11 protein-coding genes are annotated in these 16,515 nt (G+C 55.8%); 6 read left to right on the top strand and 5 right to left on the bottom strand.

What is annotated here, in order from left to right:
• Window positions 1-85 precede the first annotated feature (85 nt).
• The 3 genes from ACYVHX_RS09950 to ACYVHX_RS09940 all read right to left on the bottom strand — a co-directional run bounded on the left by ACYVHX_RS09950 (window position 86) and on the right by ACYVHX_RS09940 (window position 6,388).
• Window positions 86-1,630 (bottom strand): sulfatase, encoded by a 1,545-nt coding sequence (locus ACYVHX_RS09950; protein ID WP_460671473.1) that lies wholly within the window; start codon window positions 1,628-1,630, stop codon window positions 86-88.
• A gap of 240 nt (window positions 1,631-1,870) precedes the next feature.
• Window positions 1,871-3,292, bottom strand: a complete 1,422-nt coding sequence (locus ACYVHX_RS09945) for a RagB/SusD family nutrient uptake outer membrane protein (RefSeq protein WP_460671472.1) — start codon at window positions 3,290-3,292, stop codon at window positions 1,871-1,873.
• A gap of 12 nt (window positions 3,293-3,304) precedes the next feature.
• Window positions 3,305-6,388 carry a SusC/RagA family TonB-linked outer membrane protein gene (locus tag ACYVHX_RS09940; RefSeq protein ID WP_460671471.1) on the bottom strand — a complete coding sequence of 1,028 codons (3,084 nt, stop codon included), beginning with the start codon at window positions 6,386-6,388 and terminating at the stop codon, window positions 3,305-3,307.
• A gap of 539 nt (window positions 6,389-6,927) precedes the next feature.
• Between ACYVHX_RS09940 and ACYVHX_RS09935 the strand changes: the two genes are divergently transcribed.
• The 4 genes from ACYVHX_RS09935 to ACYVHX_RS09920 all read left to right on the top strand — a co-directional run bounded on the left by ACYVHX_RS09935 (window position 6,928) and on the right by ACYVHX_RS09920 (window position 10,680).
• Window positions 6,928-7,497 carry a YceI family protein gene (locus tag ACYVHX_RS09935; RefSeq protein ID WP_460671470.1) on the top strand — a complete coding sequence of 190 codons (570 nt, stop codon included), beginning with the start codon at window positions 6,928-6,930 and terminating at the stop codon, window positions 7,495-7,497.
• 90 nt (window positions 7,498-7,587) lie between these two features.
• The gene (locus ACYVHX_RS09930; RefSeq protein ID WP_460671469.1) at window positions 7,588-8,712 is read left to right on the top strand and encodes a lactonase family protein; all 1,125 of its coding nucleotides are present in this window, start codon (window positions 7,588-7,590) and stop codon (window positions 8,710-8,712) included.
• Between the two features lie 113 nt (window positions 8,713-8,825).
• On the top strand, window positions 8,826-9,254 hold the full coding sequence (locus ACYVHX_RS09925; protein ID WP_460671468.1) for a DoxX family protein: 429 nt from the start codon (window positions 8,826-8,828) through the stop codon (window positions 9,252-9,254).
• Between the two features lie 94 nt (window positions 9,255-9,348).
• Window positions 9,349-10,680, top strand: coding sequence for an MFS transporter (locus ACYVHX_RS09920; protein WP_460671467.1), 1,332 nt, complete (start codon window positions 9,349-9,351; stop codon window positions 10,678-10,680).
• A gap of 13 nt (window positions 10,681-10,693) precedes the next feature.
• On the opposite strand, the gene ACYVHX_RS09915 is transcribed toward ACYVHX_RS09920, so the two are convergent.
• Window positions 10,694-13,240 carry an AMP-binding protein gene (locus ACYVHX_RS09915; protein ID WP_460671466.1) on the bottom strand — a complete coding sequence of 849 codons (2,547 nt, stop codon included), beginning with the start codon at window positions 13,238-13,240 and terminating at the stop codon, window positions 10,694-10,696.
• On the bottom strand, window positions 13,230-13,997 hold the full coding sequence (locus tag ACYVHX_RS09910; RefSeq protein ID WP_460671465.1) for a hypothetical protein: 768 nt from the start codon (window positions 13,995-13,997) through the stop codon (window positions 13,230-13,232). The genes ACYVHX_RS09915 and ACYVHX_RS09910 overlap by 11 nt, the downstream gene beginning before the upstream one ends.
• Window positions 13,998-14,313: 316 nt before the next feature.
• Between ACYVHX_RS09910 and ACYVHX_RS09905 the strand changes: the two genes are divergently transcribed.
• Window positions 14,314-15,210, top strand: coding sequence for an arginase family protein (locus ACYVHX_RS09905; protein WP_460671464.1), 897 nt, complete (start codon window positions 14,314-14,316; stop codon window positions 15,208-15,210).
• A gap of 71 nt (window positions 15,211-15,281) precedes the next feature.
• Window positions 15,282-16,430, top strand: coding sequence for a glycoside hydrolase family 18 protein (locus ACYVHX_RS09900; RefSeq protein WP_460671463.1), 1,149 nt, complete (start codon window positions 15,282-15,284; stop codon window positions 16,428-16,430).
• Window positions 16,431-16,515 lie beyond the last annotated feature (85 nt).

The following is a 16,515-nucleotide window of genomic DNA, read 5'->3' as shown; positions in this document are numbered from 1 at the left end:
GGGCCGTCGCTATGGTTAGCTGACGCATCAAATGGCCTGTGCTACCGTAGCGACGGCCCGGCGAAAACCGTATACCGTAAACCGCTCATTGCACTGCTTCCGCCGGCCACAACACCGGTTTTCCGGTTTTTTTAAACGTCGGCATCTGGGCATTCCAGGCTTTCAACTGGTCAGTAAGCAGCAAAGCCAGTTGTTTTACTTTTTCAGGCTGCTGCGTCGCCCGGTTTTTTAGTTCGCCCACATCGTCTTTCAAATTATAGAGTTCCAGCCCCGCCGTCCGGTGGTCATACACCAGTTTCCAGTCGCCCTGCCGGATGGCGCTCGCCCAGTGCAACATCGGCCCTTCGGCCGGAATCCAGCGGTTGGGGTGGTGCCAGACCAGCGCGCGCGAGTCGTCTTTGAGCGTCGGATTTTTCAGCAACGGCAGAAACGATTTTCCATCCACCCGCTGAACCGTAGCCGGTTTTTGCACGCCCGCGATGGCGAGAATGGTCGGGAAAAAGTCTTCCACAATCAGGTACTGCTCGGCCACCCCACCCGGTTTTACGACGCCCGGCCAGCGCACCAGCATCGGCTCCCGGATACCACCCTCGTACACCGATCCCTTCCCGGCGCGCAGCGGCAGATTGTGCGTGTGTTCCCGGCCACCCCGCAGGGGCGTCGTGCTCAAACCGCCGTTGTCCGACATAAAGATAACCACGGTATTGTCGGTAATCCTGCGTTCGTCCAGAAAATTCAGCAGGTCGCCCAGGCTTTTGTCCATGCCCTCCACCAGAGATGCGTACTTGGCCTCGGTGCTGTCCAGCCCGGCTTTCAGGTACTTGTCCAGAAACCGCTGGTCGGCCATGATCGGCGTATGCACGGCGTACTGCCCGACGTGTAAAAAGAACGGCTGGTTGTTCCGGATGGGCTCATCCAGCGCCTTAATGGCTTCGAGCGTGAGTGCTTCGGTCAGGAAAACGTCTTTGCCGTGGTAGGCTTCCAGCCCCGGAACGGCATTGCGGCCGGGCTTTCCGTTGGCCGGACGATCGTAGTTTTCCGTTCCCAGATAACTGGCCGGATGCCCGATTTCACTGCCCGCAATGTTTACCTGGAAACCCAGGTTTTTCGGATCTGAACCCGGTGTTCCCGCCGAACCAAAGTGCGCTTTCCCCGTGTGAATCGTGTAATAGCCGTTCTGACTCAACAGCGCGGGCAAGGGCGTTGCATGGAAGGTGTGGGCAATCCCGGCCACCGGACTCAACCCGTTGATGTTCCAGTCCACCGGGTTCAGGGTCGAGTCCGCAACATCCGTGTTTTTGTTTTGATTGGGCGAGGTCCAGTGCGTAATCCGGCTGTGGGCCGCGTTGACACCACTCAGCAGACTTGTGCGGGTGGGTGTGCAAACCGGCATGGCGTAGGCATTCGTGAACTTCAGCCCTTCCTTCGCCAGCCGTTCCATGTTCGGCGTCCGGTAGCGTCGATTTAATTCCGTTACCTGCTTCCCGAACGGCACGGACGTATCCTGCCAGCCCATGTCATCGACCAGAAAAACGACGATGTTGGGCCGGGGCGGTTTCTGGGAAAAACCGCTCACCGTTACCAGTAACAAACCGCTGAGCGCCCAACGGGCTAACGACAATCTATCCATCTTTAACTTGCTAACTTTATCTTCTGCTATACCTGCACAATGCTGCAGCCCCGCCCGAGTTTGACTGTGGATTACCCCGTACGCCGTGTGGGGTGTGAGACGACCGTACACGAGGCTGTCTACTGCGACTCCCACCCCGCCGTCCCATCCCCCGCCCCCACAGCCCGGGTTGGCACCCGGGGTTATCCAGAGTCAACCCCTGACGGGGTTGCGGGGCGGCTTTTCGTTGGGTGTTAGCCGTTACTTGTATCCTTCGTTTTGTTTCAGGTTCGGGTTCCGGTCGATTTCACTCTGCGGCAACGGGAACAGAATTTGGTGGTCAAATGCCACTTTGCCCCGCGCTTTGGCGTATTCGATGAACTTGCCGTGCCGGATCAGGTCCTGCCGACGGAGTTCTTCCGAAAAAAACTCCCAGCCGCGCTCCTTCAGCAAGTGCGTTCGCAAGGCTTCCCTGGACGCAACATCAGCCAGTTTGAGGGCCGTGACACCCGCTTTCGCCCGCACCTGGTTGATCAGGTCGATGGCTTCCTGCGTGGGGCCGCTCAGTTCGTTGAGGGCTTCGGCGCGGGTCAGCAGAATGTCGGCGTAGCGGTACACCGGAAAATCGTTGCCCATCACCTCACCGGTCGCGCTCAAATCCTCCCTGAACTTAAAGCTACGCACATCATCGGTTCCGAGCTTAATAATTTTGCCGTTAACGTCCTCATACTCTGTGATGATGGCCTGTCGCCGTTGATCCGTCGGGTCAAAGGTATTATAAAAACCGGACAGCGTTTTCAACTGCGTCGCGTAATTGGTTTTGGGGGCGGTTTTGAATTTGTAATTCGGTGGAGCGGCATGGGGCAGGTAATTGTCGCCCAGACCCGGTTGCGCCAGACTCGGCCGGATGTAGATAAACTCACTGTTTTTCTCGCTGGACAAATCGAACAGATTCGTGCGGTTTGGGGCCGTAAAAAGTTGATACACGTTCAGGTCGATCACCTTTTGGGTCGTTTCGGCGGTTTCCTGCCACTTCTTGTTGTTCAGGTAAAACCGGGTCAGCAACGACAGAGCCGCCCCCCTGGTCGCCCGGCCGTACTGAGTAGCCACGGTTGGCAGAATGTCGGCAACGGCTTTGAATTCCGTTTCGACGAAGCCGACAAACTCTTCTTTGGTTGCCCGACTCGGCCGGTCGTCGCTGCTGGTGGTGCTGCTCGTGATGAGCGGAACCGGCCCGAACAACTCATACAAAGTCTGGTAGGCGCTGGCGCGCAAAAACCGGGCTTCGGCCAGAACTTGGGCCTTCCGGGTTTCGTTCATCGCAATGGCGGGCACCTGATCCAGAATCAGATTGGTCCGGTAAATGGTGCGGTAATGCAGCGACCAGGCGGTTTCGAAAAATTCGTGGGCAGCATTCCACGTGAAATCTTCCAGCGGCTGGGCCAGACTCCGCAAACCGCCTTCCCGGTCGATCAGCAGGTCGGTATTGACCTCGGCCATCAGCAGGTAATTCCGAAAACCCCGGCGTTGCTCCACGGAATACGCCGAGTTCAGCAAGCCTTCGGCATCGTCGGCTTTCTGGAAAAAATTATTGGGTCCGAAAGCGGAATAAAAGTCCTCCTCCAGCGGATTAGAGCAGCCCGCCAGCAGACCAATCAAAGCTAAATAGACTATCTTTTTCATGAAAGTTCGCGATTAAAAAGTAAGATTCAGACCTACGGTATAGGTTCTCGTGAGCGGATACGCATTGTAGTCTGCCCGGACGTTTGAGGTGCCAAAGGCGCTCACCTCCGGATCGGAACCGGTGTAGCTGGTGATCGTGAACAGGTTCTGGCCGGTGACGTAAAGCTGGGCGCTGCGAATCGCTTTCAGGCGCGTAACCGGGAGGTTGTAAGCCACCTGAATGTTTCGCAGCCGGATAAACGAGGCATCTTCCACCGCCCGGCTGTTGATGTTGGTGGCGTAGGCCACTTTCGGCGGAATCCCGGACGAATTGGCGTTCGTCGGATTCGTGGGCGTCCAGCGGTCGGTGTAGGACTCGGACAGCCGGTTGCGCCGGAACGAAATCGGGTTTTCGGACTCGGTGCGGTTCAGGTTGAACACGCTGCTGCCCTGCACGCCCTGCAAGAAGAACGATAGCGTCAGCGGGCCGTACGAAAAGTCGTTGTTGAAACCGAACGTGTAATTCGGAAAAGGCGAGCCCAGAATAGTCCGGTCGGCGGTGGTGATCTGGCCGTCGCCGTTCACATCCTGGTAGCGGTAGTCGCCGGGGTTGGCCAGCGGCTGCGGAGACGATTTGATGTTGTCGCCCAGCTGATACACCCCGTCGATGACGTAGCCGAAAAACGAGTTCAGCGGCTGGCCCTTCTGGATGATGCTGAAATCTTTCGAAAAACCGGCTTCGCCCTGAAGGATGTACGGCAGCCCCGCCAGATCGGTCACCGCGTTGCGAATGATCGAGACGTTGACGGACGACCGCCAGGTGAACGGTTTTTGAATATTGACGGTATTGAGCGTGACTTCCAGACCGTTGTTCTTCATCGCACCCACGTTTTTGAAGGTGGTCGAAAAACCGGATGTGCGCGGAATGGGCAGTTGCAGCAGCAGGTCCTGCGTGTTTTTGTGGAAATAATCAATTGAGCCCGTCAGGCGGTTGCCGAACAAACCGAAGTCCACACCGAGGTCAAGCTGGGCGGTGGTTTCCCACTTCAGATCGGGGTTCGGCAACTGCGTGGTTGACACACCTACGTACGAAACCCCGTCGAAAATGGCGTTGCCCTGCGGCCCCAGCAGCACCAGCGATTTGTAACTCCCGATGTCCTGGTTTCCCGTCAACCCGTAGCTGCCGCGCAGTTTCAGATCCGACAAAACCGTCACCGCTTTCAGGAAATCCTCTTCCTTGATCCGCCAGCCGAGCGCCACCGACGGGAAGAAACCGAATTTGTTGTTTTGCCCAAACCGCGACGAACCGTCAGCCCGGAACGAAGCCGTCAGCAAATATTTGTCCAGCAGGTTGTAATTCACCCGGCCCAGGTACGACTGCAACTGGTTCTGATTCCGGCCCGAGCCCACGTCGAAGGTGGTGCGGGCACCGGCCGCGAGGTTGTTGTACAGCAGCGCGTCCGACGAAAAGTTCTGCGAACCCGCGCCCACGTAATCGTTCTGAAACTGCTGGTAGGTGTAACCGCCCAGCACCTCCACGGTATGAATCTCGTTGAAAACTTTGCGGTAACGGGCCGTCAGCTCGATCAGGTAGTTGCTGGCGTTGCTCACCTGCACATCGGCAATGCCGTTGGTGGCCTGCCCGCGCCGGGTCTGGCGGGAAACGTAGCTGTCGCGCCGGGCGCTCTGCCGGTCGGTTCCGGCGTTGATTTTCAGCGCGAGTTCGGGCAAAATGAAGTATTCGGCGAAGAGATTGCCGAAGGTCCGGTTGGTTTCGGCCACGTCTTTTACCTCGTTCGCCAGCGTCAGCGGATTTTCGAGGTTCACGATGAGCGTCTGGGCGTAGTTGCCGCTGGCGTCCCGGATGGGCAGCGTCGGGTCCTGAAAAATGGCGGTATTGACTACCCCGGCGCCTTCGTTGATGCTGACGCCGTTCGGCACAAAATCGTCTTTGACCAGACTCGTGTTCAGGTTCAGGCCGAATTTAAACCGGTCGTCGTTGTAGGTCAGGTTGGCGCGGCCGATGTACTTTTTAATGCCGGAGCTGATGATGACCCCCTTCTGATCGTAAAAGTTGGCCGACGCGTAATAATTGAATTTATCCTGTCCGCCCGAAAACGCCAGCTGGTGATTGCGCGTGTAACCGGAGCGGTAGATTTCGTTCTGCCAGTTGGTTCCGGCCCCGATTTGCTGAATCTGTTCCGGCGTGAATTCCGGTGCCAGCCCCTGATCTTTTTTCAGATCGTTCAGCAGGCCGATGTACTGCTGCGCGTTCAGCATCGGAATGGTTTTACTTACGTTCTGAAAAGCCGTGTACGCAGTGTAATTGACTTTCAGCTTGCCTTTCGTGCCTTTTTTGGTGGTGACGAGAATGACCCCGTTGGCCCCCCGCGACCCGTAAATAGCCGTGGCCGACGCATCTTTCAACACTTCAATCGACTCGATATCGGCCGGATTGAGGGCATTCAGCGGGTTGCGAACCGCGCCGTCCGTAATAACCGGCGAGTTGGGCACCACCGGCGAGTTGTCGATGGGCAAACCGTCGATGACGTACAGCGGCTCGTTGTTGGCGTTGATCGAGTTGGCGCCCCGGATGCGGATCGTGACTCCGCCACCCGGTTCGGCGCTGGCCTGCGTGATCTGCACCCCGGCGGCCCGGCCCGCAATCAGTTGATCCACCGACGTCTGCACGCCTTTGTTGAACTCTTTCGAATCCAGCGAACTCACCGCGCCGGTCAAATCGCTTTTCTTCTGCGTTCCGTAGCCCACCACCACCACTTCGTTCAATTGCCGCGTGTCCACCACCAGCTTCACGTCAAGCTGGCTTTTGTTGTTCACCGACACTTCCTGCCGGATAAAGCCCACGCCCGAAAACACCAGCACGGCGTTGGGGGCCGCCGGGAGCTGGTAATTGCCTTCCGCGTCGGTAAGGGTCCCCTGGGTCGTGTTTTTGATTAGGACATTAATGCCGGGCACACCGCTCCGGTCATCCTCGGAGGTCACTTTTCCCCGGATCGTAGTCTGGGCAAAACCGGTCAGCGAGATCACCAGCCAAAAAGCGGCCAGCAGCCCCCTCCGACTTGCTTTCTCATTCGCAATGCGGTAAAAACGTTTCATAAAAAGAGAAAATTAGGTTTGTTCCGAATTATTATAAATTCCAGAGAGTAAGAAGAGTAATACGGCAAAGCCAAAAAGGTACTCGTCAAAAGCACACGACATTGAAAACCGGGAGACTTAAAAAATCAGGCGTGGCAACAACAGCAGGATACAACCGCCGGTGTGAAGTTTGCGGAAGAAATCATCACGAACGGGCAGTAGGCTGGCCGGAACGTGCTGCTTAGCGGGGTAGACTTTTTCATTGGGAAAACTCACTAAAGCGTTGTGAAAACAAATTCTTCTTATTCCAGCAACTTAGTGGAGTAACAAAGAAATGATATCTTCTGAATAAAATCAAAATGCATTGTCGGAAAGCACCGATAAATCAACAACATTATTCGTATTGTTCAATTACATCCCCTCCACACAGGCGCTTTGAGCAGGCTTCCAGCTCTATTTTTTCAAGCGAGTAAATGAGGCAACAATGAATAACTATGCAATTATTTCGTTTATTGCGAGTGCATTACCTCTTTTATTTTTCCAGTAAACTCCTGACATCTATGAAAAAAATCACCTGCCTCTCCGCTTTTCTACTCGCTTCAGCAGCCACCTTTGCCCAGACCTGGACCGTTGACAAGGCCCACGCCAAAGTCGGTTTTACGGTCACCCACTTGCTGGTCTCGGAAGTCGACGGCAATTTCAAGACCTTCGACGCCAAAATCACTTCCTCCAAACCGGACTTTACGGACGCCGTGGTGGAACTGACCGCCGACGTCAACAGCATCGATACCGACAATGAGCGCCGGGATGCCGATTTGAAAAGTGATAAATACTTCGATGCCGCTAAATTTCCGACGCTGACCTTTAAAAGCACGTCTTTTCAGAAAGTGGAAGGCAAAAAATACAAAGTTGCCGGCAACCTGACCATGCACGGCGTGACCAAACCCGTAACGCTCGACGTGACGCTCAACGGCCCGATTCAGCACCCGATGAATAAAAAAGACGTGGCCGGATTCAAGATTACCGGTGAACTGAAACGCTCGGATTTCGGCATTGGATCCGGCACGCCCACGGCAGTAGTAAGCGACGAAATAGCCCTCCGCGCCAACGCCGAATTTGGCAAACAATAGGTTTTATCCGTTCGAAACGAAAGAACCAGGACAGGCCCGCCAAAGGCTTGTCCTTTTTGTTAGCTTTGTGACCTGTTTACTCCCCTGACTATGAAAAAGCTATTTTTGCTAGCCACACTGCTCTTTAGCGCCATGGTTCACGCCCAGTCACCCAAAGAAATCCTGTATGTGGGTACCTATTCGACCCGGGGCAGCGAAGGCATTTATGCGCTGGAGTTCGACCGCGCCAACGGCTCCCTGAAACAGTTGCAGACGGTTTCCAACGCCAAAAGTCCGTCGTTCCTGGCCATTCACCCCACCGGCAAGTACCTCTATTCGGTCAACGAAGCGGCTGCCAATTCGGGCGGGGTCAGTTCGTACAGCATCGAACCCAAAACCGGGAAGCTGACGATGCTGAACCAGCAATCGTCGCACGGACGCGGCCCCTGCCACATCGCCATCGACCAGACCGGCAAACTGGCGTTTGTGTCCAACTACGGCGGAGGCACATTTACGGTTTTGCCCATCAACAACGACGGCACGTTCGGAGCCGCCACCGACACCCTGAGCTACGAAGGCAAAGGCGCCAACGCCCAGCGGCAGGAAAAACCGCATATCCACTCGGCGACGGTTTCGCCCAACAACCGCTTTGTGTACGTCTGCGACCTCGGCACCGACAAGGTGTATATTTATGAGTTCGACAAAGCCAGCGGCAAAGTAAAACCGGCCGCAACGCCCTACGCCAGCGTTTCGCCGGGTTCGGGACCGCGCCACATCGCCATCCACCCGAACGGCAAATACTTATATCTGGTGGAAGAACTGACCTCGTCGGTTGCCACCTTCGCCCTCGACAGCAAAACCGGCGCCCTGACGTTGCTTCAGGATCATGTGAAAACGCTCCCGGCTGATTTCACCGACAAAAACACCAGCGCCGATATTCATACCGATCCGAAAGGGAAATTTCTCTATCACTCGAACCGGGGCCACAATTCGCTGGCGATTCTGTCCATTGCCAACGACGGCAAGGTGTCGCTCATCGGCCAGCAATCTACGGAGGGCAAAACGCCCCGCAATTTCCTGGTCGATCCGAAGGGCGAATACGTGTTTGCGGCCAATCAGGATACCGACAACATTGTGGTTTATAAACTCGACGGTAAAACCGGCAAGCTGACGCCAACCGGCACGCAGGTGAAGGTTCCGGCCCCGGTTTGCCTGAAGCTGTTTGCGGTGAAATAGCCCGCAACTATTGTCGCAATTACCCCCGTATCTTGCCGTTTTTACACGCGGCTCAAGTCGTTGAAGGGTCGTAAATTTGTCTTGTTCTTCAACCAACAACAAATTCGACTGCCATGAAAAAGACAAAAATTCTGTACTGGGTTTTTACGGGTCTGTTCGCACTCGTCATGCTGGGAACATCGGTTCCGCACATCCTGGTTGATCAGGCGTCGGTGGACGGATTTAAAAGCATGGGCTTACCCGTTTACCTGATTTCGTTTCTGGGCTGGGCCAAGGTGCTGGGCATAGCGGCCATCCTGATACCCGGTTTTCCCCGGCTCAAAGAATGGGCGTATGCCGGTTTGTTCATCGATTTGCTGGGCGCAATCTACTGCATCCATCAAAGTGGCATTCCTCCGCTCATGTGGTCGCCCATGCTGCTATTCATTGGCTTGGGCGCAGCTTCGTACGTTTACTACCATAAAAAACGGGCCAGTGAATTGGCTCAATCATCGGAAACGGCTCGTTCCTCCTCCAATTCTTTTCGGACGTCGTTCAGTTAAATCAATACCGGTGAAACCAACTTTGTGGCTGTTGTGTATACGTACATGACAGCCACACGTGCATTTAGCCCTCCAACAACAAATACTCGTTTTCATGACAACCCGGTTTTATGCCCTGTTAGCCAACACGCTGGCGGCTTCGCTGACCAACTCGTGCGTCTGGTTTGCGCTCACCTTCTGGTTGTACCTGGAAACCAAGTCGGTGGTGGCCACCTCCATCATGGCCGGGATTTACCTGGGAACGGTGGCATTCTCCGGTTTTTTTCTGGGATCGCTCGTCGATCATTACCGCAAAAAAACCGTCATGCTGGGGTCGAGCCTGAGTTCGCTGGTTTTTTACCTGCTCGCCCTGGCGCTGTACGGCGCCACGCCGTCGGCGGTTTTTACCAATCCGGCGAGTCCGGCGCTCTGGGCGTTTATTTTGCTGGGCCTGCTGGGAGCCATTGCCGGCAACGTCCGCACCATTGCCATTTCAACGCTGGTGACCATTCTGATTGAGGAAGAGCAACGCGACAAAGCCAACGGCATGGTGGGCACGGCCAACGGCGTGTCGTTTCTGGTGGCCTCGCTGTTCAGCGGGCTGGCCATCGGTTTTCTGGGCGTATTCTGGATGCTGGCGCTGGCCATCGCGCTCACCGTTCTGGTCATTCTGCATTTGTGGACCGTCTCCATTCCGGAGCCGGAAGTCACGCCCGCAGCCGACGAAACGGCGATCAGTCCCAAACGCATCGACATTCGGGGCACCTTGAAAGCCATTCAAAAAATGCCCGGTTTGCTGGCGCTCATCTTTTTCAACACGTTCAATAACTTTCTGGGCGGGGTGTTCATGTCGCTCATGGACGCCTACGGTTTGTCGCTGGTTTCGGTGCAGGTGTGGGGCACGTTGTGGGGCGTTCTGAGCCTGGGCTTCATCGTCGGCGGCATGGTGGTGGCCCGGCGAGGCCTGGGACCCAAACCGTTAAAAACGCTGTTCATCGCCAACATTGTGATGTGGGCGGTCTGTATTTTCTTCACCATTCAGGCGTCCATCGTGCTGCTTTCGCTGGGTTTGTTTATCTACATGTGCCTGATTCCGGTGGTGGAGTCGGCCGAGCAGACCATCATCCAGAAACTGATTTCGCCCGAACGCCAGGGCCGGGTTTTCGGCTTTGCCCAGAGCGTCGAGCAGGCCGCTTCCCCCATTACGGCTTTTATCATCGGCCCGATTGCCGAGCTGATTTTCATTCCGTTTATGACCGATGGCGCGGGCGTGGAACTGATCGGCGACTGGTTCGGAACCGGCAAAGCCCGCGGCCTGGCGCTGGTGTTTACGGTTACCGGAATCATCGGACTGATTGTCACCCTGCTGGCGATGCGCTCCGAATCGTACCGGCTCCTTTCCGGAAATTACAAAAGAATGGCGAGTCAACCCGCCGTGGCCGACTAGTTTACCGGTTTCACTAGCGCAGTAATTCGCTGAGTACCGTTCCAATGACGTCGCTATTGACCGAATTCAGCACCTGATCGTGGTTGGCTTCGAGCACCTGCTCGTCAAAACCGGCGGTGGTGTAGGGTTTCCAGCGAAAATCGGGGCGAATTTCGTACTGAAAAGCCGACGAATCGCTGGCCCGAAACAAGAGAATGGGGCACGAAACCGGGTGTTGCACGCTGATTCGCTGAACATACTGATGCACCGCCAGCACACTGCGGTCCTGCCAGGTGACCGCTTGCCGGGCCTGCCCCGGCTGGCCCCGCCGGTCGTCTAGCCGTTTGCGGTAGCGGGCCAGGGCGCGCTGCCAGCTGGCGCTCCAGTTGACCGCCGGGTCGGCCTGCAAACCGGCAAAAACCTTGCGGCCAATCCGGCGGGCATCTTTCCGCAACGACTCCCGAAACGTAATCCGCCGGTACAACGGCGTATCCAGCAGCACGAGCCGGTTCAGGACCGACCCACCCAGCTGCTCCAGCGCCAGCGCCACCTGATAAGCCACCAGTCCGCCGAACGAAAAACCGACCAGCATACTTTCCGCCGGCCGGGCAATCGCCTGAGCAATCTGCCGAACCAGCTCCGAAAACGGCCTCAGCTCACCATCAACCGTATACGGCTCATAATGAATATAATACAGGTTACAATCCTGATTCAGGTGGTTTTCAATCCAGCGATACATCCGCCGTTCGCCGGGCAGGGGCGGTATAAAATAAACCGCCTTGCGATTCAAAACCGGCTGATTTAGCGGAATACACTGCACCCCGCGCTGGCCGTAGCCCATGAGGTAATAAGCCAGGGCCTTGGGTGTTGTATACGAAAAAACCGCATGAACCGGCACGGTTTTGCCAAGCGCCTTTTCCAGCCGGGCCAGACCGCTCTCGGCCGTCAGCGAATCGCCCCCCAGATCGTAGAAAAAGTCATCGTAATCCGACAAAACCGTCGTCAGGCCCAGTTCGCTCTGCCAGATCCGTTTAATGAGCGGCACCAGATCCATCGGGTCGGTTTCGACGGATTCGGGTCCTTCGCCCAGCCTGTTTTCCGGCTCCTGAATAGCCGCCAGCGCCAGGCGATCCAGTTTACCGGTTTTGGTCAGCGGCAGCGCATCCAGTAATCCGTAGCGGTCGGGCAGCATCACCGCCGGGAGCCGTTGCGCCAGGGCCGGTTTCAGCCGGGCAAGGTCAAAACCGGGTTCGGTGCAGAGAAACGCTTTCAGCCGGGGCTGGTGGACCGAGGAGGTATCGTAAATAACGGCCGCGTTTTTAACGCCGGGTTCGGTTTTCAACTCCTGCTCCAATTGCATCAGGCTGACTTTCTGGCCGTTGATCTTCACCACAAAGTCCGTGCGGCCACACCAGAACAAATGCCCGGTGGCATCCAGAAAGCCCAGATCCCCGGTCGCGTATTGGATGGTTCCATCGGGAAACACCCGGTACGCCCGCTGGCTTGCTTCGGCATTGTTGGGATACGCCGACGGAATAAACCGCGCCTGCACCACAATTTCGCCGATTTGATTCGGTGGCAAAACCGACCCGGTTTCGGATTGAATCGTAACCGTCCGGCCGTTGACCGGTTTTCCAACAGAAAAAAGAGACTCCGACACGGGCGTGTCGGTCCGGATTTTCTGTTCCGAAATCGTGCGGGTTTCCGTGGTGGCATACGCCACCTGCAAGACGGTTTTTTCCGAAAAGCGGTTTTGAAAACCGGTTACATCGTCGGGCCGCACCGGTTCGGCGCCGATGGAAAGCATACGCAGGTCGGTCCGGGTCTTAAAATCCGCGTCGGTTTTCAGCAAGGTCCGGAACGTGCTGACTGACAGGCTGCTGAACGTGATTCGCTGGTGCTGCCAGAAAACCGGCAGCGACAGCACACCCGCCGTTTTCAGATCGTGAAACACCAGCGTGGCTCCCGTGAGCAAAGCCGGAAAAATGCAGGCCAGCGACGCGCTGAATTCAAGCGAAAACAAAAGGTCGATCCGGTCCTGCGGGCCAATTTCGTTGTCGGTAATTTGCCGAAATGTGTCCGCGAGCACGCTCTGGTGCGAATGAATCACCTGCTTCGGCCGCCCGGTGCTGCCCGACGTGGTGAAGAGGCAAAAGGGATCACCGGGCTGAATGGTTGGCTGCCTTTCGGCACTCCACCCGACCGACCGGAGCGTTTCGGGAATCAGGGTGATCAGGGCCGGATGATTCGGCAGCACCACGGGCGATTCACTGATCAGGCACCCACAGTCCACCGAACGCACCAGCTCATCCGGCGAATCCAGCGTGTGCCGGTTGACGGAATGGTAGTAATTTCCGGACAGCAAAACTCCGAGCAAAGCCGCCAGATGGTCCACCGGCTCGTCCAGCAAAACCGGAACGCAGGTCTGCCGGATGCCCTGATCGACCAGAAAAACCGCGTATTGATTCGCCCGCCGAAACAGATCCGCGTACGTAATGACCCGGTTTTCGGTCCAGATCGCGTCTTTAGCGCCGTAACGCTGCCCGATTTCCGTCCAGCGCAGCCGAAATTCATCGTTCATAGACCCGGTACCTTTTGTAGGGAACCAACCCCACTCTCAACATATTTCGGTAACTCGCCCCGCCTTCGTACGCCCACGAAATAATGCTCCGGGCCTTTTGCTGATTCGACCAGTTCAGACGGGTGATCAGGGCGGTGGTATGGTAACCCTGGTTGCGGAATTCGGGCAGAATAGCGCCCCCGGCCAGAAAGAAATGCTGCTCAAAACCGTATAAAACCGCAATGCCTACCGGTTTTTTCTGGTCAGTAACCCGAAACAGGGCGATATTCGGACTGGCCAGCAACTGCCTGAAGTTGGCAATCACCGGCGCGGTGTTTTTCCGTTCGGATTCGAAAGCGGCTAGATAATCCTCCGTAAAGGCCGGCAGTGTTGGTTCGGAAACGGATTCCAGCCGCAGATCAGCCCGCTCCGGCTGCGGCCGGTACGCAAGCGCCGGATCATGCACCGCCATCAGCCGTTCTTTCAACGTGTATCCCTGTTCCGTTAAAAACCGGTCCTGCTGCGCGTCGGCCTGCGCTTCATCCAGAAGCAGTTTGTGGTGATCCTGTTGCCGGTCGGCGTAAAATAAACGGGCCTGTTCGACAACAGCCGCCAGAGAATCGGGTTCGTGGCAGACGCAGTAATTAAAATAGCCGACGTCCGTAAACGAAAGCAGCAGGTGACTGGAATACGATTCGATGCTTATTTTTCCGGCATTCTCGGCCAGCCCGGCGTAGCGACGAAGCCGATCGACATCGTACTCAAAAAACAAATCCATGAAAGCGTTGGGTAAGGGGAATGCAATGTTACCATATTGTAACCATTTTTCCAGAAGTGTACACTTACTTCCTACTCTACGCACCCGTCGCTTTCGCCGAGGAAGGGCAGCGCGAAAAAATTTGAAAAATTTTGCTGAATATTTTTCAAATCCCACAACAATTTCCGCCGAACTGAGTTTTATATACATAGTTCGCTCGAGTAAGGATATTGACGGAAACGTGAACTATCCTTACAATTCGAGTGAAACCAGAAGCCAGGTGACTTAGGTCGTCTGGCTTTCTTTTTGGGGCTTATCTGAACGCCGGCAGCACCGCATGAAAACCGTCTATCAACGCATCGAAGCGCCTTGCATTCTGGGTCTGAAACCGTCCGGCGTCGAACTGCTGCCCTATGCCCTCCGGCAATACGGTTTTTTAAAGGAAACCGCACCCGCGCTTTCGGTGCCCATCGATGTAACCGCTTTTTCGGACCAGCGCCGGTCGAACCACGAGGTGCTGAACACCGATGCGCTGGCCGCGTATTCCGCCCGGCTGGCAGAAACCGTGCAACAGACTCTAAAGAGGTCGCGGTTTCCGGTGGTGCTCGGCGGAGATTGCAGTATTTTGCTCGGCTGTCTGCTGGCCCTGAAGCAACGGGGCACGTTTGGATTGGCGCACATCGACGCCCACGCGGATTTTTACCAGCCCGAAGCCGAACCCACCGGCGAAGCGGCTTCGATGGATCTGGCGCTGGTGACCGGCCACGGCCCCGAACAACTGACCAACCTTCAGAACCAAAAACCGTACGTGCGCGAAGAACACGTCGTTCAACTCGCCCGGCGCGATGCGGACGAAGCCGAGCGGGCAGGCAGCCAGCGCATTGAGGAGTCGGCCATCCACTGCTTTGATCTGGCTCTGATTCGAAAAACCGGTATTCAGGCGGTTTTGACGCAGGCGACGGCCGCTTTAACGGCCCAGCACCTGGACGGTTACTGGATTCATTTCGACGTGGATGTGCTGGCCGACGAAATCATGCCCGCCGTGGACTACCGGATTCCGGGCGGTTTGTCGTTTGCGGAAGCGGCCGCTGTGCTGCGCCATTTTGTGCAGGCACCGGGCGCGACCGGCTTGTCCATTACCATCTTCAACCCGAAACTCGATCCGGACGGCACATTGACCCAACAGCTGGTGAACTGCCTCCACCAGGGCTTGGGCTACGTTGAAAACCGCTAGCCGGGCCGCTTGTGCCTTTCTTCCCGGCTGTTAATTTTACAGTTTACCATACACTTTCGACTAACCTTCTGATGAAACGAATTCACATTTTCCTGCTGCTGACGCTTTTAGGCTCGTTTGTCCTTTGTCCCCGGACCGTTTCGGCGCAGGCCAAACCGAAAAAATACGTCTTGATTGGCTACGTAGGCGGGGGCGGCTGGACCAAAAACGACATTGAGGTTCAGAAATTAACCCACATCAATTACGCCTTTGCCGTACCCGCCGAAAACGGTGAGCTGGCGCCGATTCGGGCCCGGGATTCGGTTAATCTGGCGACCCTGAACACCCTGAAAACCGCAAACAAAGACCTGCAAATCCTGATTTCGATTGGCGGCTGGGGCGGTTGCCGGTATTTTTCGGATGCGTCGCTGACGGATGCGGCCCGGAAGAAATTTGCCAACAGTGCGGTTTCGTTTATGAAAAAACACCAACTCGACGGCGTCGATATTGACTGGGAATACCCGGACCAGATTGGCGAAAACAACATTTTTCGACCGGTTGACAAGCAGAACTTTACGTTGTTGCTGAAGGAGTTACGCGAACAGCTGGACGCGCAGGGCAAAAAAGACAACCGACCGGCTTCGCGGCATTATCTGCTGACGGCCGCCACCGGGGGCGACACGGCTTTTGTGAACCACACCGAACTCGGCAACGCCCAGAAATACCTCGATTACGTCAACATCATGACGTATGACCTCTACCACGGCAACGACAAAAAAACCGGACACCACAGTCCGCTGTACCAATCCGCTTTGAGCGACCGCTCCCGCAACAGTTCCGACGATGCCGTGAACGGGCACATCAAAGCCGGGGTTCCGGCCCGGAAAATTGTGCTGGGATTGCCGTTTTACGGACGCGGCTGGACCAACGTGAATCCGGTGAACAAAGGACTGTTTCAGCCGTCGGCGGGCAAGCACATGAGCCCGAATTATGACGATCTGGTGGCTAACTACATCAACAAAAACGGCTACACGCGGTATTGGGACGAAAAAGCCAAAGCACCTTACCTGTGGAATCCGGAAAACCGGACGTTCATTTCCTACGCCGATAAGGAGTCAATGGTGCACAAGATCAATTACGTAAAATCCAAAGGACTGGCGGGCGCCATGTTCTGGGAATATACGCTGGACCTGAAGGAAGATAAACTGCTGGATGTGCTGGTGAACGAATTAGGAAAGTGAGAAAAGTCGTTTCGCGGAGAAGAACAGAGTTACGCGGAGAAACCTTAAAAACTCTGCTGAACTCTATTCTTCTCCGCGCAACAAT

The sequence above is a fragment of the Larkinella ripae genome (assembly GCF_054780775.1).
This window is presented reverse-complemented; position numbering and strand designations above follow the sequence as displayed.